Annotated in this window: 23 protein-coding genes; 15 read left to right on the top strand and 8 right to left on the bottom strand. The window is 67.0% G+C overall.

Going from position 1 to position 23687, the window contains the following annotated elements:
• Nucleotides 1–17 precede the first annotated feature (17 nt).
• Both FBY36_RS00420 and FBY36_RS00415 read right to left on the bottom strand, forming a co-directional pair.
• The gene (locus FBY36_RS00420; protein WP_142116844.1) at nt 18–563 is read right to left on the bottom strand and encodes a DUF1697 domain-containing protein; all 546 of its coding nucleotides are present in this window, start codon (nt 561–563) and stop codon (nt 18–20) included.
• 57 nt (nt 564–620) lie between these two features.
• A complete protein-coding gene (locus tag FBY36_RS00415) occupies nt 621–1340 on the bottom strand; it encodes an IclR family transcriptional regulator (RefSeq protein WP_142116842.1) in 720 nt (239 codons plus the stop codon).
• Nucleotides 1341–1453: 113 nt separating this feature from the next.
• Here FBY36_RS00415 and leuC point away from each other — a divergent pair, with 113 nt between their 5' ends.
• The 6 genes from leuC to FBY36_RS00385 all read left to right on the top strand — a co-directional run bounded on the left by leuC (nt 1454) and on the right by FBY36_RS00385 (nt 7982).
• Nucleotides 1454–2908, top strand: coding sequence for a 3-isopropylmalate dehydratase large subunit (leuC, locus tag FBY36_RS00410; protein WP_142116840.1), 1455 nt, complete (start codon nt 1454–1456; stop codon nt 2906–2908).
• A 9-nt stretch (nt 2909–2917) separates the two neighbouring features.
• Nucleotides 2918–3520 (top strand): 3-isopropylmalate dehydratase small subunit, encoded by a 603-nt coding sequence (gene leuD, locus FBY36_RS00405; protein WP_142116839.1) that lies wholly within the window; start codon nt 2918–2920, stop codon nt 3518–3520.
• A 158-nt stretch (nt 3521–3678) separates the two neighbouring features.
• Nucleotides 3679–5004 (top strand): UDP-N-acetylglucosamine 1-carboxyvinyltransferase, encoded by a 1326-nt coding sequence (murA, locus tag FBY36_RS00400; RefSeq protein ID WP_142116837.1) that lies wholly within the window; start codon nt 3679–3681, stop codon nt 5002–5004.
• A 10-nt stretch (nt 5005–5014) separates the two neighbouring features.
• Nucleotides 5015–5785: a lysophospholipid acyltransferase family protein gene (locus FBY36_RS00395; RefSeq protein WP_142116835.1), complete on the top strand. Its 771-nt coding sequence runs from the start codon at nt 5015–5017 to the stop codon at nt 5783–5785.
• Nucleotides 5782–6831: an NAD(P)H-dependent glycerol-3-phosphate dehydrogenase gene (locus tag FBY36_RS00390; protein ID WP_142031557.1), complete on the top strand. Its 1050-nt coding sequence runs from the start codon at nt 5782–5784 to the stop codon at nt 6829–6831. Before FBY36_RS00395 ends, FBY36_RS00390 begins: the two co-directional genes overlap by 4 nt.
• Nucleotides 6832–6833: 2 nt before the next feature.
• Nucleotides 6834–7982 (top strand): D-alanine--D-alanine ligase family protein, encoded by a 1149-nt coding sequence (locus tag FBY36_RS00385; RefSeq protein WP_142116833.1) that lies wholly within the window; start codon nt 6834–6836, stop codon nt 7980–7982.
• Between the two features lie 54 nt (nt 7983–8036).
• On the opposite strand, the gene FBY36_RS00380 is transcribed toward FBY36_RS00385, so the two are convergent.
• Nucleotides 8037–8540 carry a DUF3515 domain-containing protein gene (locus tag FBY36_RS00380; protein ID WP_142116831.1) on the bottom strand — a complete coding sequence of 168 codons (504 nt, stop codon included), beginning with the start codon at nt 8538–8540 and terminating at the stop codon, nt 8037–8039.
• Nucleotides 8541–8609: 69 nt separating this feature from the next.
• Here FBY36_RS00380 and thiL point away from each other — a divergent pair, with 69 nt between their 5' ends.
• From thiL to rsmD, 4 genes are read left to right on the top strand one after another with little or no spacing between them, the layout of a single operon-like run.
• The gene (gene thiL, locus FBY36_RS00375) at nt 8610–9656 is read left to right on the top strand and encodes a thiamine-phosphate kinase (RefSeq protein ID WP_142116829.1); all 1047 of its coding nucleotides are present in this window, start codon (nt 8610–8612) and stop codon (nt 9654–9656) included.
• Nucleotides 9657–9678: 22 nt separating this feature from the next.
• Nucleotides 9679–10665, top strand: a complete 987-nt coding sequence (locus FBY36_RS00370) for a DAK2 domain-containing protein (RefSeq protein ID WP_142122417.1) — start codon at nt 9679–9681, stop codon at nt 10663–10665.
• Nucleotides 10655–12925 carry an ATP-dependent DNA helicase RecG gene (locus FBY36_RS00365; protein ID WP_142116827.1) on the top strand — a complete coding sequence of 757 codons (2271 nt, stop codon included), beginning with the start codon at nt 10655–10657 and terminating at the stop codon, nt 12923–12925. Before FBY36_RS00370 ends, FBY36_RS00365 begins: the two co-directional genes overlap by 11 nt.
• Nucleotides 12926–12982: 57 nt before the next feature.
• Entirely contained in the window at nt 12983–13627 is a 645-nt protein-coding gene (gene rsmD / locus FBY36_RS00360) for a 16S rRNA (guanine(966)-N(2))-methyltransferase RsmD (RefSeq protein ID WP_142116825.1), read from the top strand.
• Here the strand turns inward: rsmD and FBY36_RS00355 are convergent.
• Together FBY36_RS00355 and FBY36_RS00350 are read right to left on the bottom strand one after the other, a co-directional pair.
• A complete protein-coding gene (locus FBY36_RS00355) occupies nt 13624–14412 on the bottom strand; it encodes a spermidine synthase (RefSeq protein WP_200830409.1) in 789 nt (262 codons plus the stop codon). The two genes, rsmD and FBY36_RS00355, sit on opposite strands and share 4 nt — an antisense overlap.
• Complete coding sequence (locus FBY36_RS00350; RefSeq protein WP_200830408.1) at nt 14412–15641, bottom strand: aminotransferase class I/II-fold pyridoxal phosphate-dependent enzyme; 1230 nt, start codon at nt 15639–15641, stop codon at nt 14412–14414. The genes FBY36_RS00355 and FBY36_RS00350 overlap by 1 nt, the downstream gene beginning before the upstream one ends.
• A 43-nt stretch (nt 15642–15684) precedes the next feature.
• On the opposite strand from FBY36_RS00350, the gene coaD reads away from it, so the two are divergent.
• From coaD to mutM, 5 genes are all read left to right on the top strand, one after another.
• Entirely contained in the window at nt 15685–16185 is a 501-nt protein-coding gene (gene coaD, locus FBY36_RS00345; RefSeq protein ID WP_056335335.1) for a pantetheine-phosphate adenylyltransferase, read from the top strand.
• Between the two features lie 122 nt (nt 16186–16307).
• Nucleotides 16308–16832 carry a YceD family protein gene (locus FBY36_RS00340; protein WP_142116821.1) on the top strand — a complete coding sequence of 175 codons (525 nt, stop codon included), beginning with the start codon at nt 16308–16310 and terminating at the stop codon, nt 16830–16832.
• Nucleotides 16833–16868: 36 nt separating this feature from the next.
• Entirely contained in the window at nt 16869–17072 is a 204-nt protein-coding gene (gene rpmF, locus FBY36_RS00335) for a 50S ribosomal protein L32 (RefSeq protein ID WP_009356569.1), read from the top strand.
• Between the two features lie 20 nt (nt 17073–17092).
• Nucleotides 17093–17821 carry a ribonuclease III gene (gene rnc, locus FBY36_RS00330; protein WP_142116819.1) on the top strand — a complete coding sequence of 243 codons (729 nt, stop codon included), beginning with the start codon at nt 17093–17095 and terminating at the stop codon, nt 17819–17821.
• A gap of 6 nt (nt 17822–17827) precedes the next feature.
• The gene (gene mutM, locus FBY36_RS00325) at nt 17828–18796 is read left to right on the top strand and encodes a bifunctional DNA-formamidopyrimidine glycosylase/DNA-(apurinic or apyrimidinic site) lyase (protein ID WP_142116817.1); all 969 of its coding nucleotides are present in this window, start codon (nt 17828–17830) and stop codon (nt 18794–18796) included.
• Between the two features lie 29 nt (nt 18797–18825).
• Here the strand turns inward: mutM and FBY36_RS00320 are convergent, their stop codons facing one another.
• The 3 genes from FBY36_RS00320 to FBY36_RS00310 are packed head-to-tail and all read right to left on the bottom strand — an operon-like array spanning nt 18826 to nt 23491.
• Complete coding sequence (locus tag FBY36_RS00320; protein ID WP_142116815.1) at nt 18826–19797, bottom strand: NAD-dependent epimerase/dehydratase family protein; 972 nt, start codon at nt 19795–19797, stop codon at nt 18826–18828.
• Nucleotides 19794–22475: an alpha/beta fold hydrolase gene (locus FBY36_RS00315; RefSeq protein ID WP_142116813.1), complete on the bottom strand. Its 2682-nt coding sequence runs from the start codon at nt 22473–22475 to the stop codon at nt 19794–19796. Before FBY36_RS00315 ends, FBY36_RS00320 begins: the two co-directional genes overlap by 4 nt.
• Nucleotides 22469–23491 (bottom strand): 3-oxoacyl-ACP synthase III, encoded by a 1023-nt coding sequence (locus tag FBY36_RS00310; RefSeq protein WP_200830407.1) that lies wholly within the window; start codon nt 23489–23491, stop codon nt 22469–22471. The genes FBY36_RS00315 and FBY36_RS00310 overlap by 7 nt, the downstream gene beginning before the upstream one ends.
• Nucleotides 23492–23687 lie beyond the last annotated feature (196 nt).

Below are 23687 nucleotides of genomic sequence, written 5' to 3'. Positions count from 1 at the left end.
TGCCTGCCCGTGGTGACCTAGCCTGCGGCGAGGGTGGCCGCTGCATCGCGGACCTTGATCAGGGTGCGCAGGTTGCGCGTGGTGGTTGCGGCCTTGAACTTGGCCTTGGCAGTCACCTTGCTGAAGGGGCTGTCCAGGGTTCCGTCCGCGGGGGCCAGCCAGGCCAGCGCCTCCGGACCCAGCCGCCGCTGCTCCTGGCCCTCCAGGGCCGCCCCGGCGGCCTCCAGTTCCTCGAGGACTGATGGATCTGAGGACAAGGTGATGTAGGTGTGGGTGGATCGGTCGTCATCCGGATAAGGGCAGTCATCCACCAGCTGGGCCACCCGCGCAGCCTCCAGGACCACAACCCACGCTTCGTAGCCGAAGGCGCCACGGAGGCACTTTTCGCACTCCTGTTTGACGGCTGCTGCGTCCAGCGGGCTGCTGAGCACCACGTTTCCGCTGGCCAGCAGGGTCTTTGCGTCCGTGAAACCGCAAGTCTCCAGGGCGTCCCGCAGGTCCGCCATTTTGATATTGATTCCGCCAACGTTGATGCCGCGGAGGAACACAGCATAGCTTCCCATGGGCACAGCCTAGCGGCCTAAAGTCCGCCGGGACCGGAACAGCCTGGCAGTCCTGCCCTAATCGTTGTTCTTGCGCAGGGCTTCGGTGAGAATGCGGCCGGCATTACAGACGACTTCCGCGTGCAGGCGCCCGGGCTGCCGGGTCAGCCGCTCGATGGGGCCGGATATGGAGACGGCGGCGATCACCCTGCCGGACGGCCCCCGCACCGGTGCCGAAACGGAGGCGACCCCCGGCTCGCGCTCGCCCAGGCTCTGTCCCCAGCCCCGGCGTCGTACTCCTGCCAGGACGGTGGGCGTGAAACGGGCGGACTGCAGGCCCTCAAGGAGCCGGTCGTGGTCCTCCCAGGCGAGCAGGACCTGCGCGGCGGAGCCGGCCTTCATGGACAATTGGGTGCCGACGGGAATGGTGTCGCGCAGGCCGATGGGGCGCTCGGCGGATGCGACACAGACGCGCCAGCCACCCTGCCTGCGGAAGATTTGCGCGCTTTCGCCGGTGGCGTCGCGCAGCTGCATCAGGACAGGGCCTGCGGAAGCGATCAGGCGGTCCTCGCCGGCGGCGGAGGCCAGCTCAACGAGCCTGCTGCCAAGCACGAACCTGCCCTGGATGTCGCGGCTGACCAGCCGGTGGTGGACCAGTGCCAAAGCGAGGCGATGGACAGTGGGACGGGCCAGGCCGGTGGCGGCCACCAGCTGCGCCAGCGTGGTGGGGCCGGCCTCAAGGGCATCGAGCACCTGGGCCGCTTTGTCAATGACACCGACTCCACTAGAATTGTCCATGTAATGATATTGCCGTCTCAATATCTGAGATGCAAATCTTTCGGCTGGCGCAGTGCGGAGCCGTCCTGATTCAGTTGGACTAATCAGCCAAACAGCAGTGAAGGGAGATGGCCATGGCAAAGACATTGGCCGAGAAAGTCTGGGACGCACATGTGGTGCGCAAAGGTGACGGCGACGGTGCCAACGCCCAGCCAGACCTTCTGTACATCGACCTTCACCTGGTCCACGAAGTCACGTCCCCGCAGGCCTTCGAAGGCCTGCGGCTGGCCGGCCGCAAGCTGCGCCGGCCGGACCTGACCATTGCCACCGAGGACCACAACACCCCCACTCTGGACATCGACAAGCCGATTGCCGACCTGACCAGCCGCACCCAGATCCAGACCCTGCGCAACAACTGCGCGGAGTTCGGCGTCCGGCTGCACAGCCTGGGCGATGCGGAACAGGGCATCGTCCACGTGGTGGGCCCCCAGTTGGGCCTCACCCAGCCCGGCATGACGGTGGTCTGCGGCGACTCCCACACCTCCACCCATGGCGCCTTCGGTGCACTGGCCATGGGTATCGGAACCTCTGAGGTGGAGCACGTCATGGCCACCCAGACCCTGTCGCTGAAGCCGTTCAAGACCATGGCCATCAACGTTGAGGGCACACTGCGCCCCGGCGTGACTGCCAAGGACATCATCCTCGCCGTTATTGCCAAGATCGGCACAGGCGGCGGCCAGGGCTACGTCCTGGAGTACCGCGGCTCGGCCATCCGTGCCCTGTCCATGGACGCCCGGATGACCATCTGCAACATGTCCATCGAGGCCGGCGCCCGCGCCGGAATGGTGGCCCCGGACGAAACCACCTACGAATTCATGAAGGGCCGCCCGCATGCACCGCAGGGTGCCGAGTGGGATGCCGCCGTCGAGTACTGGAATACCTTGCGTACCGACGACGACGCCACCTTCGACGTCCAGGTTGACCTGGACGCCAACACGCTGGAGCCGTTCGTCACCTGGGGCACCAACCCCGGCCAGGGTGTGTCCCTGTCCGAGGCCGTTCCGTCGCCCGAGGACTTCGGCGATGAAAATGCCAAGGCGGCCGCGGAACGCGCCCTGCAGTACATGGGACTCGAAGCCGGCACGCCCATGAAGGACATCCGGGTGGACACGGTCTTCCTGGGTTCCTGCACCAACTCCAGGATGGAGGACCTGAGGGCCGCTGCGGACATCATCCGCGGACGCCAAAAGGACCCCAACATCCGGATGCTGGTAGTGCCGGGCTCCGCACGCGTCCGCCTGGAAGCCGAGGCCGAGGGCCTGGACAAGGTCTTCAAGGACTTCGGGGCCGAATGGCGTTTCGCGGGCTGCTCAATGTGCCTGGGCATGAACCCGGACCAGCTGGAGGCAGGGGAGCGCTGCGCTTCCACCTCCAACCGCAACTTCGAAGGACGCCAGGGCAAGGGCGGCCGCACGCACCTGGTCTCACCGGTGGTGGCAGCAGCCACGGCAGTGCGCGGCACGCTCAGCTCGCCGTCGGACCTTGAACCCGCTCCCGAACCCGCCGCCATCCGCACCGACGCAGCCTAGGACAGCACCATGGAAAAGTTCACCAAGCACACCGGCATCGGCGTCCCGCTGCGCCAGAGCAACGTCGACACCGACCAGATCATCCCCGCGGTTTACCTGAAGCGCATTACCCGCACCGGCTTCGAGGATGCGCTGTTCTCCGCCTGGCGCAAGGACCCCTCCTTCATCCTGAACCAGGAGCCTTTCACCGCAGGGTCGGTCCTGGTTGCCGGCCCCGATTTCGGTACCGGCTCCTCCCGCGAACACGCAGTGTGGGCACTGAAGGACTATGGCTTCAAGGCCGTGCTGTCCTCCCGCTTCGCCGACATCTTCCGCGGCAACTCGGGCAAGCAGGGGCTCCTGGCCGCCCAGGTGGCCCAGGATGACATCGAGCTCATTTGGAAGGAACTCGAGAACGCGCCGGGGACCCAGGTCACGGTGGACCTCGAGTCCAAGACCGTGGTCTGCGGCAACATCGTGGCGCCGTTCGACATCGATGACTACACCCGGTGGCGGCTCCTGGAAGGCCTGGACGACATCGGGCTGACCCTCCAGCACGAAGCCGACATCACCGCCTACGAAGCGACCCGTCCGGCCTTCAAGCCGAAGACCCTGCCGGCAAAGCTTTCCTGACCCTGTACCACCGCCCCGGCGGCGTGGCGGGGCCGGCGCAGCTCCCGCCACGCCCCGCCGCCGGTGCCCCCTTATTTCGGTTCGGTAACGCGACCTCCTATGCTTGGTTGGAGCCTTTGCAAGGTTTTGGGGGCTAGTGATCGTGAGGAAACCGGTATATGAGTAGTGTTCTGACAATCCGCGGCGGTGTCCCGCTTACTGGCCGCGTCAGCGTCCGCGGGGCAAAGAATCTTGTTCCCAAGGCCATGGTGGCGGCGTTGCTGGGCAACGAACCCTCGGTGTTGCGGAACGTGCCGGAGATCAAGGACGTGGAGGTTGTCACCTCCCTGCTGCAACTGCATGGCGTGACCGTGGAGAAAGACCCCGTCAACGGCGATCTCACCCTGGATCCCAAGGCTGCAAAGACAGCTCCGAGCACCGCGATCGATGCCCATGCCGGGGACTCCCGGATTCCCATCCTGCTGTGCGGGCCGTTGATCCACGCGATCGGTGAAGCCTTTATTCCCGACCTGGGCGGCTGCAAGATCGGCGACCGTCCCATCGACTACCACCTCGATGTGCTGCGCCAGTTCGGCGCCGTCGTGGAGAAGCGCCCCGGCGGCATCCACATCTCGGCCCCCAAGGGCCTGCACGGGGCCAAGATCTCGCTGCCGTACCCGTCCGTGGGTGCCACCGAGCAGGTCCTGCTGAGCGCCACCCGCGCCGAAGGCATCACCGAGCTTTCGGGTGCCGCCACGGAGCCGGAAATCATCGACCTCATCGCCGTGCTGCAGAAGATGGGTGCCATCATCAGCGTGCAGACGGACCGCACCATCCGGATCGAGGGCGTCCGCGACCTCGGCGGCTATAACCACCGTGCGCTGTCGGACCGCAACGAATCGGCGTCCTGGGCTTCGGCCGCACTTGTGACCCGTGGCGACATCTTCGTTGAAGGCGCCTCGCAGCGCGACATGATGACGTTCCTGAACACCTACCGCAAGGTGGGCGGCGGAATGGACATCGGCGAGGACGGCATCCGGTTCTACCACAAGGGCGGAAAGCTGAACCCGCTGGTCCTGGAGACGGACGTCCACCCCGGCTTCATGACTGACTGGCAGCAGCCACTCGTTGTGGCGCTGACCCAGGCCGAAGGCGTATCGATCGTCCACGAAACGGTCTACGAAAACCGCTTCGGCTTCACCGACGCGCTCATCCGCATGGGCGCCAGCATCCAGGTGCACCGCGAGTGCCTGGGCAGCGTGCCCTGCCGCTTCGGCCAGCGCAACTTCCTGCACTCCGCAGTGATCTCCGGCCCCACCCAGCTCAAGGGAACCGACATCGACGTTCCGGACCTCCGCGGCGGATTCAGCCACCTGATTGCCGCCCTGGCCGCCGCGGGAACCTCGCGGGTGACCGGCATCGACATCATCAACCGGGGGTACGAGCGGTTCACGGAAAAGCTCGCCGGCCTCGGTGCCGACTTCGACATCACCACCACGAAGTAGCGCGGGGACCGTGAAGGAATCGGCCAAGAGCAGGGTTACTTTTGCCATCGTCGCCGGGATCGTCCGGCCGGTGATGAACCTGCTGATGAACAAGAAGTGGGAAGGCCTGGAGAAGCTCCCGGCCGGCGGCTTTATCGCTGCGCCGAACCACTGCACCGAGATCGACCCGCTGGTGATCGGGCACATGCTCTACAACCAGCAGCGCATGCCGCGGTTTCTGGCCAAGGGCAGCCTGTTCAAGGTCCCGGTCCTTCGCTCGGTGCTGCGCAACACCAAGCAGATTCCGGTGGAACGTTCGACGGCGGGCGCCAACCGTTCACTGCAGGTCGCCAAGGAAGTCGTGGACGAAGGCGGCGCCATCATCATTTATCCCGAGGGAACGCTGACACGGGACCCGGACCTGTGGCCCATGAAGGGCCACACCGGCGCGGCCCGGATGGCGCTGGAGAGTGGTATCCCGGTGGTCCCGATGGCCCATTGGGGAGCGCACGAAGTCTTCCCTCGTTACGCCAAACGGTTCCACGTGTTTCCCCGGAAGACCTCGCACGTGCTCGTGGGGGATCCGGTGGACCTCAGCGCCTTCGCCGGGCGGCCGCTGGACCGGGCAACGCTGACCGAAGCGACGAATGTGATCATGGACGCCATCACCGGTCTCCTTGCCGGCCTTCGCGGTGAGCAGCCTCCCGCCGAACGCTGGGACCCTGCAGCGCATAACCAAACCAATCATGGACGGTTCGTTGAACGCGGACGGCAGCCGGGATCCGGAACGGAAGCTCCGTGACCGCTGACGCGAGGCCGGGGGCGGCCCGCACCGTTGCCGTCCTGGGAGCGGGGTCGTGGGGGACGACCTTTGCGAAGGTCCTGGCCGACGCCGCCCTTGCCACCGGCGCGCCGCGTGCCATCAGGCTGTGGGGCAGGCGCGCTGAAGTGGTGGAGGAGATCAACAGCAGCCACCGCAACAGCGACTACCTCAAGGACATTGTCCTGCCGGAAAGCATCACTGCGTCCACGGACGTCCGCGCGGTCCTGGCAGGCGCCGAGCTCGTGGTCGTGGCTGTTCCGGCCCAGTCCCTCCGTCCGCAGCTGCGGGAATGGAAGGACATGATTGCACCCGGAGCTGTTGTAGTCTCCCTGATGAAGGGCCTGGAACTGGGCACGGATGCCCGGATGAGCGAAGTCATTGGGCAGGAGCTGGACCTGCCGCTGGAACGCATTGCGGTTGTCTCCGGACCCAACCTCGCCATGGAAATCGCACGGCAGGAACCCACGGCATCGGTGGTGGCGTGTACGGACTCCGCCACTGCCGGCTGGCTCGCAAGGACCTGCACCGCTCCCTACTTCCGGCCCTACACCACGTCCGATGTGGTCGGCGTCGAAATCGGCGGCATCGTCAAGAACGTGATCGCGCTGGCAGTGGGCATCTGTGAGGGCAAGCAGATGGGGGACAACACCAAGGCATCGGTGATTACCCGCGGACTCGCCGAAACGTCCCGCCTCGCCCTGGCACTGGGCGGCGAAGCCAAGACCATGGCCGGCCTCGCCGGGCTGGGCGACCTCGTGGCAACCTGCTCGTCCGCGCTGTCCCGGAACCACACGGCCGGGAGGCTGCTGGGCCAGGGCCTGACCCTGGAGGAGGTGGGCCGAAAGATGACCCAGACCGCCGAAGGCATCAAATCCGGCCAGGCCGTCCATGAACTCGCCGGCAAGCTCGGCGTCGAAATGCCCATCACTGCCGCCGTCGTCGCGGTACTGGCAGGCAAGCTGTCCGTTGACCAACTGGGGCCTGTTCTGCTGTCCCGGGAATTGAAACCTGAAGGCGATTACTGACCATGTCCCACGACACACCCACCACAGCTGAAACGGCCAACGCCAGGAAACCGCGGGTAGCAGTGCTTTTCGGCGGCCGCTCCAGCGAGCACGCCGTCAGCTGCGTCACCGCAGCAGGCGTGCTGGGCGCGATCAACAAGGACAAGTACGAGGTGATCCCCATCGGGATCGCCAAGACCGGCCAGTGGGTTCTCGCCCCGGCCGACACCGCACAGTGGTCCCTCGCGGCATCATCGCTCCCTGAAGTCGTGCCCTCGCCGCAGACAGTCACCCTGGCCGAGATCGGCGGCGAACACCAGCTGATCGTGGCCGCACCCAATGAAGTACCCCAGGAACTGGGCGCCGTCGACGTCGTCTTTCCGCTGCTGCACGGACCCTTCGGCGAGGACGGCACCATCCAGGGCCTCCTCGAACTTTCGGACACGCGCTACGTCGGCGCCGGAGTGCTTGCATCCGCCGTCGGCATGGACAAGCACTACATGAAGGTGGTATTCGAAGCCGCCGGGCTCCGCGTGGGACCCTACGTGGCCGTCACCGACAGGCAGTGGCGCAGGGACCCCGAATCTGTCCGGAAACAGGTGGACCGCCTGGGGTTCCCCGTCTTCGTCAAGCCGGCCCGTGCAGGCTCGTCGATGGGTATCTCCAAGGTTGATTCCCTGGAGGACCTGGACGCCGCCATCGAAGAAGCTCGCCGCCATGACCTGAAGCTGGTGATTGAAGCCGGAATCGTCGGCCGCGAAATCGAATGCGCAGTCCTGGAAGGCAGAGGCACCGATGCGCCGCGGACCTCAATGCCCGGGGAAATCTCCGTAGCCGGCGGAACCCACGAGTTCTACGACTTCAACGCCAAGTACGTCGAGGATGATGCCGCCTCCCTGAGCTGCCCGGCAGAGATCCCGGCAGAGGCTATTGCCCGGGTCCGTGAACTCGCTGCCGCCGCCTTTGACGCGGTGGGAGCCGAGGGCCTGAGCCGCGTTGACTTCTTCTACACGCCCGAGGGCGAACTGATCATCAACGAGATCAACACGATGCCCGGCTTCACGCCCAAGAGCATGTACCCGCAAATGTGGGCAGCATCCGGACTGGGCTATGCCGACCTGATCGATGAACTCATCCACTTGGCCCTTAACCGCAGGACCGGCCTGCGCTGAGGCCACCGGCTCCCTGGCGGGGTGGGGCCCACGGTCTGCAGGATCCGCTGGAGCCTACTGGCTCTTCGGCAGGTTCTGCAGGTCTTCCTGGCCCACGCAGTTCCGTTCGGACGGCACCTTTTCCGCCGCTGCTGACAGGTCTGCGAGGACTGTGGCGGAGCTGATCTTGTCCGGGTCCATCAGGATCTCCGTGGCAGGTTCGCGCCCGTAGGTGGTCAGCGTCCACACGGGGTCGCCTTCCTTGATGACCCAGTCGACGCCGTTGACGGTGACGCAGCGGTCCGTCGTGGGTCCCGGCACGTTGACACCGCAGCGGAGGATGACCAGCGATGGGTCGCCCCACGCAGCAGTGGCCTGGCTGTTGGTCTTCCGCAGTTTCGAATCCCCAATGACGTCCGGCAATGCCACCATCATCGGTGCGCACAACGGATTGGCGGCGTCCTTGGCCGCGGTGACGTCCACGGCAGGCGAGCAGGCGGTCAGGAAAAGGGCGGCGATTCCCCCAGCCAGCGCCATCCTGGCGGCACGGGCGGACAGGGGCAGCTGGGGATGGTGCATAATCCCAGCCTATCGCCGCCGTCGCGACCGTCCGGACACGATGTCGGCCGGGCGCGGTAGCGTAGTGGCGTGCCTGAAGACCTCCGTAACCGCGTTGACCGCCAGCCCACAGTCGCCGGCCTTTCCGAAGCCGAGCTGCTTGACCGGATTTTTCCGCGCCTTCAGATGACGGACGGCCACAGCACCAGCACGCTGCTGGGGCCAGGCGATGACGCCGCCGTCATCGCAGCCCCGGACGGCAGGACCGTCATCAGCATTGACACCCAGGTCCAGGACCAGGATTTCCGCCTCCTGTGGCCCAACGGCTACCGCACCACCGGGTTCGACGTCGGGTGGAAGGCGGCGGCACAGAACCTCAGCGACATCAACGCCATGGGTGCACACGCAACGTCCATGGTGGTCAGCCTTACGCTCCCTGTTGATACCCCGGTGGCCTGGGTGGAGGACCTGGCGGATGGACTGACAGCGGGGATCCGCGAGCTTGGCGCCAGCCACTGCTCGGTGGCCGGCGGAGACCTGGGCCGGGGCCGGGAGATTTCGGTGACCGCGGCGGTGCTGGGAACGCTGGACGGCGGGCCGCCCGTTCTCCGATCCGGCGCCAGGCCGGGGGACATCCTGGCGCTGGCGGGAACAGTGGGACACGCCGCGGCGGGCCTGGCCCTGCTTGAATCGGACATCGCCTTGGATACGCTCGCCCCGGCGGAGCGCGCCTTCGTGGACCTGCAGTGCCGTCCGCGTCCGCCGCTGCAGGCCGGACCGGCTGCGCGGGCGGCAGGTGCCACGGCCATGCTGGACATTTCGGACGGACTGCAGCGGGACGGCAAGCGCCTGGCCGCCGCCAGCAAGGTGGCTGTCGCCCTCGACCCGGCAGGGCTGACCCAACTGGCGGATCTCCTGGCCCCGGCCGCGGCCCGGCTGGGCGTGGATGGCGCAGCCTGGGTGCTGGGCGGGGGAGAGGACCACGGGCTGCTGGCCACATTCCCGGCCGCCGTTCAGCTGCCACCCGGATTCACTGCGATAGGCTCGATACATGCACTCGGTACCGACGAAGGCCCGGGCGTCCTGACAGCGGGCCGGACCGCGGACAACGGGGGATGGGATCACTTTGCACACTAAGGTTGCCGCCAACGCGCTGGCGATGAAGAGGTGGCTGGGCAAGGCTGAAACTGCCCTGGGAAACCACAGTGACCGGCTCAACGCCATCAACATCTTTCCGGTGGCCGACGGCGATACCGGCACCAACCTCTATCTCACCGTCCGGGCTGCCGCCCGTTCCCTGGTCCTTGCAGACGGCCAGCCGGCCCCGGTCGACGTCGGGGAAGTCCTCGCCACCGCCGGGCAGGCCGCCATGGAGGAAGCAAGGGGAAACTCCGGCACTCTCTTTTCCGTGTTTCTTTGTGCCGCGGCAGAGCCTTTGGCCGGCCATACCCGCTTGACGTCCACGCTCCTGTCGGCAGCACTGAACCGCGCCCAGATCCGCGCCTGGTCCGCACTCAGCGATCCGGTTCCGGGAACCATGCTGTCGGTCATGGAAGCGGCGGCCCGTGCGGCAGCCGCCGTCGACGCCGCCCAGGACGGCGATGACAGCAACCATGCGCTGGGCCTCGCCCTGGACGCGGCGGTGGAGGGCGCGCTGGCCGCCGTGATCCACACCGAGGAACAGCTCGATGCGCTGCATTCCGCCCATGTGGTGGATGCAGGCGGCGTGGGCATGCTGCTGATCCTGGACTGCCTCCGCTCCGCCGTCCTGGGCGAAGAACTGCAGAGTGAACTCCTCGACGGCCTCCACGGCTATGACGTCTCCGACCCCCACATCCATACCTCCATGCCTGACGACGACGGCGTGGAGGTCATGTGCACCATCAGCCTTTCGCCCCTGAACGCCGCCACGCTCCGGCAGCGGCTGGACGAGATCGGCGAGTCCGTCATCATGAGCCAGGTGGGCAGCGGTCCGGATCCGGAGGGCAACTACCGGTGGCGGGTGCACGTGCACGTTCCGGACCCCGGTCCGGCCGTGGAGATCATCCGGTCCCTGGGTGAACCGTCCCAGATCAGCATCAGTGAGCTGGCGCTTCCGCGGGACCCGGATGTGGAAAAGGTGAACACCGGCGGGCATGAGCGCTGAGCTGGACCTGGCCCTGGAGCGCCGGATCGGAAAGCGCTCCGCCGCCGTCATCGAGAAACACCTCGGCATCACCACTGTCGAGGGCCTCCTGAACTACTTCCCCCGGCGTTACCTCATGCGCGGTGAGCTGACGCCCATCAGCGGGCTGCCACTCAATGAGGAGGTCACCCTCATTGCCCGGGTGCTTTCCACCAGCACCCGGCACATGCAGGCACGGCGGGGGACCATCACCGACGTCATCGTTTCCGACGACGACGGGCAGCAGGGGCTCCGGCTGGTGGGGGGCACGGACTATCGCGGCAAAGTGCCCGGGACCCTCAAGATCAGCTTCTTCAACGGCTACAAGGCAAAAGCTGAACTGCTGCAGGGACGGCGCGCCCTGTTCTCCGGAAAGGTCACCAGCTTCAAGGGCCAGCTGGGCCTCACCAACCCGGACTTCCAGCTCCTGGACGATGACCCGTTCGTCCAGGGCAGCGGTGATCCGGAGAAAATCGCCGCGATGCCCATCCCGGTCTATCCGGCCACGGCAAAGCTGCCCAGCTGGCGGATCCAGAAGGTGATCAACACCCTGCTCGAAACCGCGGACCTGGGCTCGCTGCCGGACCCGGTGCCGCCTGCAGTCGCTGGGAGGGAAGCCTTCCTGCCCGTGGCGGATGCCTACAGGCTCATCCATGCGCCCGAAACAGCCGCCGACTGGAAACGCGCACGGGACCGGTTCCGTTACCAGGAAGCCCTGGTGCTGCAATCCGCGCTGGCCAGGCGGCGGGCCCAGCTCGCCGCCGAGGAAGCCACCGCCCGGCGTCCTGTCCGCGACGGCATCCTGGCTGCCTTCGACCAAAACCTGCCCTTCACGCTCACGGCCGGCCAGGCCGCCGTCGGCAACACCCTCGCGGCGGAACTGGCGCAAGCTGCCCCCATGAACCGGCTGCTGCAGGGCGAAGTGGGCTCCGGGAAGACCGTGGTGGCGCTGCGGGCCATGCTGCAGGTCATCGACGCCGGCGGGCAGGCTGCGCTCCTGGCGCCCACCGAAGTGCTCGCTGCGCAGCACTACGACTCCATCCGCCGCACCCTGGGCGTGCTCTCCAGCGACGGACTCCTGGGCGGGCTGGCCGGGGCCGATGGTCCTTCCGTGCAGGTCACCCTCCTGACCGGGTCCATGCCCACGGCGGCGCGGAAACAGGCGATGCTGGACGCCGCCTCGGGGACGGCGGGAATCATCATCGGCACCCATGCCCTGCTCAGCGACAATGTTTCCTTCTACGACCTCGGCCTGATCGTGGTGGACGAACAGCACCGCTTCGGCGTGGAACAGCGGGACGCCCTGCGGGCCAAGGCACGGAAGCCCCCGCACCTGTTGGTCATGACCGCCACGCCCATTCCCCGTACCGTGGCGATGACCGTGTTCGGCGACCTCGAGACCTCCACGCTCGACGAACTGCCGAAGGGGCGCGCCCCGATCACCACGCACCTCGTGGGCCTGGCGGAGAATCCCGCCTGGGCGGCCCGGATCTGGGCACGCGCCAGGGAAGAGATCGACGCCGGCCACCAGGTGTACGTGGTCTGTCCCAAGATCGGAACGGACGACGACGGCGACTTCAGCCCGGGGGAGGCGGCACCTTCCGGCGTGGAAGGGGAGGAGGCGCGGGAGCTCGCGTCGGTCACCGCCGTCGTGGACCATCTGCTCGCCGAGCCCTCGCTGGCCGGGGTTCCGCTGGCTCCCCTGCACGGGCGCCAGGACCCGGAGCTGAAGACGGAGACCATGGCCGGCTTCACCGCCAACCGCATCAAGCTGCTCGTCTCCACCACCGTGATCGAGGTGGGGGTGGACGTCCACAACGCCACCCTGATGGTCATCCTTGACGCCGACAGATTTGGTATTTCCCAGCTGCACCAGCTCCGCGGCCGCGTGGGCCGCGGCGGCCTGCCGGGAACCTGCCTGCTGGTCACCGCCCTGGAACCCGGCCACCCAAGCCGGCGGCGGCTCGATGCCGTCGCGGCCACCACTGACGGGTTTGTCCTCTCGCAGGAGGACCTCAAGCTGCGGCGCGAGGGCGATATCCTGGGCGCTTCCCAATCCGGCGGACGGTCCACGTTGAAACTGCTGCGGGTCCTCGAACACGAAGACGTGATTGCCCGGGCCAGGGAAGACGCCCAGGCAATCGTTGCCGGCGACCCTTTGCTGTCCGGCTGCCCGGAACTGGCCGATGCCATCGAGAAGTACCTCAACCCTGAGAAGGAGGCGTTCCTTGAACGCGGTTAGCAACAGAAGCGCGGCGCGCAGAGGCGCACCGGGCGCCGGCGGATCGCGGTGGACGCGGTGACCAGGATTATTGCCGGGGCTGCCGGCGGCACGCCACTGGCGGCCGTTCCAGGGTCCTTAACCAGGCCAACCACGGACCGGGTGAAGGAAGCGCTGTTTTCCCGCCTCGACGCCTTTGAAGTCATTGCCGGCGCGCGGGTTTTGGATCTTTATGCGGGCTCGGGTTCGCTGGGGGTGGAAAGCGCCAGCAGGGGAGCAAAGACGGTGGACCTGGTTGAGTCGGATACCAAGGCCAGTGCTGTGTGCCAGCGCAACGCGGACCTCATCAACGGGGTGCTGGGCCGCAAAACCGTTACCGTGCACCGTTCCAAGGTGGAGCCTTTCCTGGACCGCGCCGCGGAATCAGCTGCCTGGGACCTGGTGTTCCTGGATCCGCCGTACCCATTGGAGGATGCCGCGCTCGCAGCGGTGCTGCAGAAGCTTGCCGCGCACCTGGTCCCCGGTGCCGTCGTGGTGGTGGAACGCTCGTCGCGCTCCCCGGAGCCGCAATGGCCGGATGGGATGACGCGGTTCGCAGAGAAGAAATACGGGGAAACCCGGTTGTGGTACGCCGAACCGTTCGTGCCCGATGCCATCGCTGCGGACGACCTGGCGGACGCTGCCGGGCCTGAAGCTGCCGGGCCTGGCACCCCTGGGGACTAGCCCGAGAAGGGGTCCAGGTCGACTCCCGCCAAGACACGTGCAGGGTGGGGGCCACGCGCGGTCAATTCAGCTGTCCAGGCTTCCGGCCATGGACCCTGCGTCCCTGCCAGGATGATGTTGCCCGGGTACCTGCCCTCGAACATGCCGGCTTCCGCAACGGCGCCCACATCCGCCATCACATCCCGCATCGCCGCCACCTGGCTCCTGACCAGCGTGAGGGCCGCCTCGTCGCCCACATTGACGATCAGCAGGCCGTCCGGGCGCAAACGTTCCCTGGCCTCACGGTAGAAGCCGCTGGTGGCGATGTGGGCCGGAGCTTCCGGGCCGGAAAAGATGTCCAGGATTACGACGTCGAACCTTAGGCCGGGATCGAGCGCACCAAGCGCTTCACGGGCATCGCCGATGATGGTGGTCAGGTCGGTCCCCTCGGGCATGGGAAGGTGCCGAAGGACAAAGTCCAGCAGCTCGCGTTCCAGCTCAACCGCGTACTGCACCGAGCCGGGGCGGGTGGCCTGGATGTACCGCGCCAGCGTCAGGGCCCCGGCTCCGAGGTGGAGGGCGCTGATCGGCCGGCCGGGCGGGGCCGCCAGATCCACCAGGTGTCCAATCCTGCGAAGGTACTCATAAAAGATGTCCTCCGGCCGGTCCAGGTTGACGTGGGACTGTTCGGCTCCGCCGATGCTGAGGACATAGCCGCCATCAGTACATGCATCGGTTTCGATGGTGGCGTGCTGGCCCGTGGTCCGCAGGAAGCGGCTGGCAGTCCCGCCGCTGCCGCCGGACATCAGAGCCTGCCGCCCAGGGTGGCCAGCCGCGCCGCGGCCTCCTCCAGGACCTCGGTCTTCTTGCAGAAGGCAAACCGGAGCAGGCTTCGCATCCGCTCCGCACCTTCCGGGTGGCAGAAGACGGGAACCGGAATGGCCGCCACGCCCACCAGTGCCGGCAGGCGGCGGGCCAGGTCCAGGGCGTCCGTGATGCCCAGCGGAGCAGTGTCTACGTTGACGAAGTAGGTTCCCTGCGGTGTGAAGACGTCAAACCCAGCCGCCCGGAGTCCGGCGCTGAGGATGTCCCGTTTCTTCCCAAGGGCGGCGGCGATGCCGGTGTAGAAATCGTCGGGCAGGGCCAGGCCGGCGGCGATCGCTCCCTGGAAGGGCGTGCCTGAGCTGTAGGTAAGGAACTGCTTTACCGTGCGGACGGCGGAGACCAGTTCTTCCGGTCCGCTCAGCCAGCCGATCTTCCAGCCGGTCAGCGAGAACGTCTTTCCGGCAGAGGAAATGGTGATGGTGCGGGCTGCGGCGCCCGGAAGGGTGGCGACCGGGGTATGGGCCACGCCGAAGGTGAGGTGCTCGTACACCTCGTCGGTGATGATGATGCTGCCGTGCTTTCCCGCCAGCTCCACCACGCGCTGCAGGACAGCCGGTGGAAAGACAGCGCCGGTGGGGTTATGCGGATTGTTCAGCAGTACCACTTTGGTCCGCTCGTTGAAGGCCGCATCCAATGCTGCCAGATCCGGCATGAAGTCCGGGGCGGTCAGCGGCACGGTCACGTGGGAGGCGCCGGACAGTCCAATGACTGCGCCGTAAGAGTCGTAGAAAGGCTCGAACGTCAGGACCTCGTCGCCCGGTCCGGCGAAGGCCAGCAGGGAGGCTGCGATGCCTTCCGTGGCCCCGGTGGTGATGATGACCTCGGTGTCAGGGTCCGGCCTGAGCCCGTAGAAGCGTTCCTGGTGTGCGGCCACCGCCCTACGGAGTTCGGGCAGGCCCTTGCCGGGGGCGTACTGGTTGGCCCCCGCCGCGATGGCTGCCCGGGCCGCCTCCCGGATTTCGGCCGGCCCGTCCTCGTCAGGGAAGCCCTGCCCCAGGTTGATCGCCCCGGTTTGGACGGCCAGGGTGGTCATCTCTTCGAAGATGGTGACACCCAGTCCGCCGTCGGGGGCCAGGAGGTTGGCTCCGAGCGCTGTGCGCTGCCAGGGCGCAGGTGCCAGGGGGGTGGAAAGTTCCCGTGGTGGATGCATCCAGTCATGGTATCCCGGCCTTTCCATGGGGTAGGTTCGGAGCATGAGACGCGCTGTGTGCCCCGGATCCTTCGACCCCATCCACAACGGCCATCTCGAAGTCATCGCACGGGCTGCCGGCCTCTTTGACGAGGTCATCGTGGCCATCTCCACCAACTACGCCAAGAAGTACATGTTCAGCCTGGAGGAACGCCTGGAAATGGCTCGCGAAACCCTGGCGCTGCTTAAGGGGATCGTGGTGGAACCGGTGGGCGAGGGGCTCCTGGCGGAGTACTGCCGGCAGCGCGGTGTGTCGGCCATCGTCAAGGGACTGAGGTCCTCGTCGGACTTTGACTATGAGCTTCCCATGGCCACCATGAACCGGCAGCTGAGTGGGGTGGAGACCGTCTTCCTCCCGGCCGAGGCCAGCTACGTCCATCTGTCGTCCACCCTGATCAAAGAGGTGTCGGTCCTGGGTGGCAGCGTGTCGGACTACGTCCCCCGATCGGTGCACCGCCGGCTGGTTTCCGGCGAGCCTTCGCCGGATCAGCAGCCAAAGCGGTAGGCTGGATCGGTACTTCGGCGCTTCCTCCTGCCGGTTTGAGTCGCTGCGGCTCTTCAGGCTAAGATGGTACGTCGGTCATATGTTCAACAGGAGTTCTCATTAACAGAGATGCTGGTTCGCCCCTGGCGTTCGACGTCAAGGACCTCGGACGCAGTCCGGGAAGCATGCGGACGCTGAAGGAACATGTACCCGCACCGGGTGATCTTGGTGTGGCGCTCATTGGTGTTCAGGAAGGCTCGGATGTCGAGCTGGATCTGAGGCTTGAGGCCGTACACGAAGGAATTCTGGTATCAGGAACCGTGCTTGCCGAAGTTACAGGTGAGTGCGGCCGATGCCTGGATCCCCTTGCGTATGACCTTGAGGTCAATGTGCAAGAACTTTTCTTCTACGAGGGCGTCCCGCTTTCGGACGGAGAAGAAGATGAAGAGCAACGTCGAGTCGAGCACGATGTAATCGATCTTGAACCGGTGTTGCGGGACGCGGTTGTCACCAATCTGCCGTTCCAGCCGGTGTGCCGGGAAGACTGCCAGGGCCTTTGCTCCGAATGCGGAGTTCGCCTGGAAGACGAGCCGGGGCACCACCACGAGGTCCTGGATCCTCGCTGGGCTGCCCTAGCTGATATGGCTAAGCCTGACCGGCAAAATTGATTTGTACGTGTTTGTCTAGAGAGAAATGAGTTAGCCGTGGCTGTTCCCAAGCGGAAAATGTCTCGCTCGAATACCCGCGCCCGCCGCTCGCAGTGGAAGGCGACCGCCCCCCACCTGGTGAAGACCGTCGAGAACGGCCAGGTCACCTACAGCCTGCCGCACCAGGCAAAGGTCGTTACCGACTCTGCCGGCACTGCGCTGTTCCTTGAGTACAAGGGCCGCAAGGTCGCTGACGTCTAATCGGCCCAACAGGCTGACTGATGTCTTCAACTGAAGAGCTTCTGAAGCGTCTCGGTGTCACTATTGACGCCGGGACGCTTCGTCTTGCGCTCACCCACCGTTCATACGCGTACGAGAACGGCGGCATACCCACCAACGAGCGGCTCGAGTTCCTGGGCGACTCCATTCTGGGATTCTCCGTCACCGACGCCCTCTACCGGGACAACCCGGAGCTGCCCGAAGGCGAACTCGCCAAGCGCCGCTCCGCCGTCGTCAGCACCCGGGCCCTGGCCGGCATCGGCCGGAGCCTCGGCATCGGGGAGTACATCTACCTGGGTCAGGGCGAAAAGCTCACCCACGGCAAGAACAAAGCCTCCATCCTCGCGGACACCATGGAGGCCCTGATCGGGGCCACCTACGTTTCCAACGACATCGAGACCGCGCGCCAACTGGTCATGCGTCTGGTCGGTCCCTTGCTGAAGGACGCCGCCGTCCTGGGCGCCGGCACCGACTGGAAGACCAACATCCAGGAGCTCGCCGCCAGCCGGCAGCTGGGCAGCATCCACTACGCAGTGGACGGCTCCGGCCCGGACCATGCCCGCACCTTCACGGCGGTGCTGAACATCGGCGGCACGGCCTATGGCAAGGGCTCGGGCCATTCCAAGAAGGAAGCCGAACAGGAAGCGGCAGCCGACGCCTGGCGCGTACTCTCCGGTGCCGCGGCCCAGGTTGCACCCGGCACCTCCGCAGGCTCCGTAGCAGCCAAGTAGCGCCCCGTGCCTGAACTGCCCGAGGTGGAAGTGGTGCGCCGCGGCCTGGTGAACTGGGTCCGCGGCAGGACCATCGGCGCTGTGGACGTCATTGATCCGCGCTCCATCCGGCGCCACGCCCTCGGGGCCGGGGACTTCATCGGCAACCTCGAAGGCGCTACGGTGTCCGACGTCGTGCGCCGCGGCAAGTTCCTGTGGATGCCGCTGGTGGACGCCACCGCCCCGCTTCCCGGGAACCCCGAAGATTCCCCCGTGCCGGGCGTGGCACTCATGGCGCACCTTGGCATGAGCGGGCAGCTGCTGATGCAGGGCCCCGGCGTTCCCGATGAAAAGCACCTCAAGGTCCGGTTCCGGCTGAGCCCCCGTGACGGCATGCCGGACCAGCTGCGCTTCGTGGACCAGCGGATCTTCGGCGGCCTCTTTGTCACCGCCCTGGTACCCACGGACGACGGCGGCCCGGGCGGCCTCGCGGAATTCCCCCTTCCACTCATCGCAGAGGAAGCGGCCCACATCGCCCGGGATCCCTTGGACCCCGCGTTCTCGTTCGATCTTTTCTACCGCCGCCTGCGCAAACGCAAAACGGGGCTGAAACGGGCTTTGCTGGACCAGGGCCTGGTCTCGGGAATCGGAAATATCTACGCAGATGAAGCGCTGTGGCGCGCCAAGCTGCATTACGCCCGGCCCACGGACACCCTTCGCCGGGGCGAGGCGCAACGGGTCCTCGATGCCGCCCGGGAGGTCATGCTCGATGCCCTGGCAGCAGGAGGAACGAGCTTTGATTCGCTGTACGTCAACGTCAACGGTGCCTCAGGCTACTTCGACCGGTCCCTCAACGCCTACGGCCGCCAGGGTGAGCCGTGCAGGAGATGCGCGGCAGCAGGAATCCAGGCGATCATCCGCCGCGAGCAGTTCATGAACCGCTCGTCCCACACCTGCCCGGTGTGCCAGCCGCGGCCCCGCAACGGCCGCTGGTAACGCGGGTTCGGCCGGTCCGGACGGTCATGTCAGCGGGAGCCGTAGTGCACGGCCAGCCTTGCCAGGCCTTCATCGATCGATACAGCCGGAGTCCAGTCGAGGAGCTTCCGGGTCTCGCGCTGGTCGAACCAGTGGGCAGTGGACAGCTGTTCAGCAAGGAACTTCGTCATGGGCGGTTCGTCCTGCTTTCCCAGCCCCAGCCACACCCTTTCCACGGCGGAACCGGCAATCCGGGCAAGCCGCCCCGGCAGGGACCATGACGGAGCGGGCGCACCGCCTGCGGCACAGATGCCGGCAATGAGTTCGCCCACCGGCCGTGGCTCCCCGTTGGTGACAACCAGCGCCCTGCCATGGATGTGGCTGATCCGCTTCAGCGCGGCAACGATCGCTGCCGCAGCGTTGTCCACGTACGTGGTGTCGATCAGGGCGGCGCCCGCGTCCAGCAGCGGCAGCCGGTGCCGGGCCGCCCGCTCCAGCACCCGTTCCACCAGCTGGGTGTCCCCGGGCCCCCAGACCACATGCGGCCGCACGGCGGCAACACGAAAGTCCGGGGCGTCCGCGGCAAGGGCCAGCAGTTCGGCCTGCGCCTTGGTGCGGGAGTAGTCACCATGGGCACGGTCCGGGTCCGCCGGTTCCGCACCCAGGCCTGCGATGGCGGCACCTGAGTTGGCCACTGACGGCGAGGACACGAAAACCACGTCCCGCACCCCGGCCCCGCGGGCGGCCAGGAGCAGGCGGCGGGTGCCCTGGACGTTTACCTCGTCAAACTCCGCGGGACGGCCGGTGAAGGAGACCTTTGCTGCCAGGTGGATGACTGCTTCGGCACCCTGGACGGCGCCCCTGACGGCAGCATCGTCGGCGAGGGAGCCGCAGTGGTCCGTGGCGCCGTCGACCCCTGAAGGGCGCCGCTGGAAGGTGGTGACGTCATAGCCTTTGCGCACCAGTTGCCCCGCGACTTCCCGGCCCAGCAGCCCGCTGGCGCCGGTGACCAGGATCTTCATGGGGTCCCCGGGCGGCCGCCGGCCAGGACGGAGGAAGCCCATCGGGACAGCCGCGTCCGGTCAATCTTCGCGTTGTGCCTGATGTCGGTGGGCTGTGCGGGGACAACCAGGACAGCGGCCACGGAGACGCCTGCCGTGCGGGCAGCTTCCCGGACCTTTCCGGCCAGGTCCACGCCGGCGGGCCCGGCTTTCCGGACGGGCGGGACGGTCTCCACGACGGCGGTGACAGCCTGCGTCCCCGCCGGTCCCACGCCAACAATTGCGGCCATGCGGATACCGGCCAGGCGTTCAATGGCCTGTTCCGCGCCAACAGGGGTCACCACCGCACCAGGCGCCGTGATGACGTGCGCAATGCGGCCTTCCACCCACAGCCGGCCGTCGGCGTCGAAGTGCCCCACATCGCCGGTGCGGTGCCAGCCGGACTCAGCGGCACTGGCTTCTTCGGTCAGCCAGAGCCGGTCATACGCTTCCTTGACATGCGGGGCACTGACCAGGATTTCTCCCGTGATCCCGGCCTCCGTGACAGGCAGGGAGCCGGGCGCGGTGCCGTCCGCTGCCAGCGGGATGAGGGCTACCCGGGCGCCGTGGACGGGCCGGCCCACGCAGACGCCGTTGCCGGTCCCGGGTTTTGCTCCGGATTCGGCGTCGGCGCTGGCGGCCAGGATCTGTTCCAGGCTGATGTCCGTGACGGGCAGCGCCTCAGTCATTCCGTAGGGGGTGTGCAGGGAGGCGCCCGGCAGCAGCCGCTGCACCTCGGCAAGGAGCGGTTCCGGGACGGGGGCGCCGGCGGAGAGCAGCAGTTCGACGCGTTTCAGGGCGGCAGTGCCTTCAGCGGTCAGTCCGCCGCTGGTGGCGGCGACATTGCGCAGGGCAGCCGGGGACGCGAACACCACCGTGGCATCGATGGCCGCCGCGGCGTCCGCGAGGGCACGTGCCGTCAGGGTCCGTGGAGCGGTGACGTCCATAGCCGGCGTCACGGACACGGTTCCCAGTGCCGGCCCCAGCAAGGCGAAGGGTGCGAAGCCTGCCACCAGCCGCTGGCCCGGATGGATCCCGAAGGTTTCGGCCACGGTGTCCCGCATCGCGGCGAGCTGCCGATGCGTGTACACCACGCCCTTGGCAGGACCGGTGGAACCGGAGGTGAAGAGCACCGCGGCGGGGGAGTCCGGGTCCGGGTGTGATGCGCCGCCGTCATTAGGCCAAGCGGTAGGCCTGGACCCCTCCCTTGCCAGGGCGGCGAGGGAGGTCTCAACCCCAAGGATCCGGCGGCGGGCAGCCGGCAGGTCGCGGACGCTGATGCGCCTGGCCGGCCATCCCAGCACCCGGGCGGCGGCCAGCGCCTTATCGATACCGATCAGGAAATCGGGGGTGGCCCCCTTGACGGCCCGGCTCAGCCCCCTGGTGCCCAGGCCGGCATCGGCCACTACCACGACGGCTCCCAGCCGCAGGCAGGCATATAGGGCTACGGTCAGGTCGACCCCGGGCGGGACCATCAGGCTCACCCTGCTGCCGGGCCTGACGCCTGCCCGGTCCAGGCCGGCGGCGAGGCGGCCCACAGCATTGTCCAGCTGCTGCCATGTAAGGGAACGGGCAACGGTGCCGTCGGCTTTCATTTCGACGACGGCCGGTTCACCTTGGGAGGGACCGGCTGCCAGTTCCGCGAGGAGCGACCATAGGGGCCGGAAACCCTCGCCGGCCGGTACCTGCGGCATGCTGCGCCGAACCGCTGGTGAGTCCTCCCCGGAACCGGTAACCCGCCCGGCAAGCCAGTCGAAGACGGCCGGTGCGATGTCGCGGTCTTCCGCGAGCAGGTGTCCCGCGCCCTCGTAGCGGTGCACGTCGGCGTGCGGGAGGCGGCCGATGAGGTCCTTCAGGTAGCGGTCGGAAAAGATCGGGTCGCGCGGACCCCACAGCATCAGGGCAGGGACATCCAGGCTGCGCAGGCCTTCGGCGACGCCGCTGAGCGCAGCAAAGCTGGGGTGCGAAGCATCAACGGGAATGTCTGCAACAAAGTTGCCCACTCCCTCACGCCGTGAGGCTGTGCGGTAGGGGGCCATGTATGCGTTGCGGACATCTGCCGGCAACGGCGGATGCGCCAGCGAATGCGTCACCCGCAGGAAAGCGTCGGAGGTGGTGGTTCCCCAGGTATGCACGGCCGGGTGCAGGGCCAGGCGCAACGCCGGGGGAATGGGCGAACCTGCGGGCTGGTGCACGGCCGTGTTGGTCAGCACCACGCCTGCCAGTTGGTCCTGATGGGCCAGGGCCCAGCCCAGGCTGACCACCCCGCCCCAGTCGTGGCCCACCGTTACCACCGGGCCGTCCAGGGCCAGCGCGTCCGTCAGGTCGCCCAGGTCCTGGATCCTGTCCGCCAGCCGGCGGAAGGTGCCCGTACGCTCGGAGAAGCCCATGTCCAGCTGGTCCACCGCCACAACCCGCCACGGATGAGCGGGGTTGGATCCGGCGGCCAGCAGGCTCCGCCACAGGTAGGACCAGGTGGGGTTGCCGTGCACGCACAGGAGGGTTCCGGCGGGAGCCAGGCCGCTGCGGGTGAGTTCTGCCCCGTTGTCCAGCACGTGCCAGCGGCGCACCGCGCCCGGCGCGTCCACGGCTGCTGTGGAGGGGACATCGATTTCACGTGACCATCGGGCGTCCACGCCCGGCCAGTCCGCGATCACCAAACGATTTCCAGCATTGCGGTGTTCAGGCCCGAACCCACACCCATGCACAGGACCCGGTCCCCGGCTCCCAGGGACTGTGCCTCGGCCGCAAGCGTCATGGGCAGCGACGCAGGTCCCACGTTGCCCCAGTGCGGGAACGTGATGGGCACCTTGCCGGGGTCGAGGTCGATCGCGTCAATGATGGCCTGGGTGTAGGCGTTGCTGACCTGGTGGGTGACGTAGCGGTCCATGGCAGCCCAGTCCCACTCGGGCTGCGCTTCATGCCACGCATCGACCACCAGCTGAAGGCCGCCGTCGAGCAGGCCTTTCGTGTCGGTGTGCATGCCGTCGATGCCGCCGACGCACAATTCGTGGTGCTCGGTGCCGGCGCGCATCACACCGCCCACCACCCGATGCGCACCGGGGTGCTCATCGGCCGGTCCCAGGACGGCCGCGGCGGCCCCGGATCCCAGCGTCAGGGTGGCGAACTCGCGGTTGAAGTCGTCGCGGGTGGTTTCGGGCCGCTGCAGCCGGGCAAGGGTGGCTTCCTGCGTCAGCTGGGCGTCCTCGCCATTGACGATGACCGCGTACCGGATCTGTCCCGAGTCGATCATGTTCGCAGCCAGGGTCAGGGCATTCACAAACCCCAGGCAGGCGTTGGCAAGGTCGAAGTTCATGGCCGACGACGGCAGGCCGAGGCCGTGGTGGATCTTCACCGCCACGGACGGTTCGAGGTTGCGCCGCGTCACCGAGGTGTTGATCAGCAGTCCGACGTCGGAGGCCTCGATGCCGGCCTCCGCCAGTGCCTTGGCGCCGGCTTCGACGGCGGCATCGTCGAACGATGTTCCAGGGGCCCACCACCGGCGGTGAGTGATGCCCGCGACGCGCTCAAGCAGGCGGGGCGGAAACTTCAGCCGCTTCAGCGTGGACGCCAGGTGGCGGTCGAAGTCCGTGGAACTGACGATCCTCGGAGCCTCGACGCTGCTCACCGAAAGCAGCGCAGTGTTGCTGTGGCGGAAGGTTGCATTACCTGCCAATTCAAGCCCCTCTTCGTTTCCGTGGCGCATTCATGCGGTGACTGTACCCACATAAACGCAGGCTCAAGAGCTTAACTATGCCTTTGCCCGGCCGGAACTGGCATATCCGGCCGTGTGCCGGCCCCGGCTTCCGGGTGCTGGTGCGGGGAAATGTCGGTCCTGCGCAGTAGATTGTAGTGAGCCGGATCCAGCAAAG

The sequence above is a fragment of the Arthrobacter sp. SLBN-122 genome (assembly GCF_006715165.1).
Taxonomy (GTDB): domain Bacteria; phylum Actinomycetota; class Actinomycetes; order Actinomycetales; family Micrococcaceae; genus Arthrobacter.
This window is presented reverse-complemented; position numbering and strand designations above follow the sequence as displayed.

What these genes read in the sequence shown, in the direction of transcription:
- FBY36_RS00420 (WP_142116844.1), bottom strand. Translation starts at nt 563, where the DNA reads ATGGGAAGCTATGCTGTGTTCCTCCGCGGCATCAACGTTGGCGGAATC.
- FBY36_RS00415 (WP_142116842.1), bottom strand. Translation starts at nt 1,340, where the DNA reads ATGGACAATTCTAGTGGAGTCGGTGTCATTGACAAAGCGGCCCAGGTG.
- leuC (WP_142116840.1), top strand. Translation starts at nt 1,454, where the DNA reads ATGGCAAAGACATTGGCCGAGAAAGTCTGGGACGCACATGTGGTGCGC.
- leuD (WP_142116839.1), top strand. Translation starts at nt 2,918, where the DNA reads ATGGAAAAGTTCACCAAGCACACCGGCATCGGCGTCCCGCTGCGCCAG.
- murA (WP_142116837.1), top strand. Translation starts at nt 3,679, where the DNA reads ATGAGTAGTGTTCTGACAATCCGCGGCGGTGTCCCGCTTACTGGCCGC.
- FBY36_RS00385 (WP_142116833.1), top strand. Translation starts at nt 6,834, where the DNA reads ATGTCCCACGACACACCCACCACAGCTGAAACGGCCAACGCCAGGAAA.
- FBY36_RS00380 (WP_142116831.1), bottom strand. Translation starts at nt 8,540, where the DNA reads ATGCACCATCCCCAGCTGCCCCTGTCCGCCCGTGCCGCCAGGATGGCG.
- FBY36_RS00370 (WP_142122417.1), top strand. Translation starts at nt 9,679, where the DNA reads ATGAAGAGGTGGCTGGGCAAGGCTGAAACTGCCCTGGGAAACCACAGT.
- FBY36_RS00365 (WP_142116827.1), top strand. Translation starts at nt 10,655, where the DNA reads ATGAGCGCTGAGCTGGACCTGGCCCTGGAGCGCCGGATCGGAAAGCGC.
- FBY36_RS00355 (WP_200830409.1), bottom strand. Translation starts at nt 14,412, where the DNA reads ATGTCCGGCGGCAGCGGCGGGACTGCCAGCCGCTTCCTGCGGACCACG.
- FBY36_RS00350 (WP_200830408.1), bottom strand. Translation starts at nt 15,641, where the DNA reads ATGCATCCACCACGGGAACTTTCCACCCCCCTGGCACCTGCGCCCTGG.
- coaD (WP_056335335.1), top strand. Translation starts at nt 15,685, where the DNA reads ATGAGACGCGCTGTGTGCCCCGGATCCTTCGACCCCATCCACAACGGC.
- rnc (WP_142116819.1), top strand. Translation starts at nt 17,093, where the DNA reads ATGTCTTCAACTGAAGAGCTTCTGAAGCGTCTCGGTGTCACTATTGAC.
- FBY36_RS00320 (WP_142116815.1), bottom strand. Translation starts at nt 19,797, where the DNA reads ATGAAGATCCTGGTCACCGGCGCCAGCGGGCTGCTGGGCCGGGAAGTC.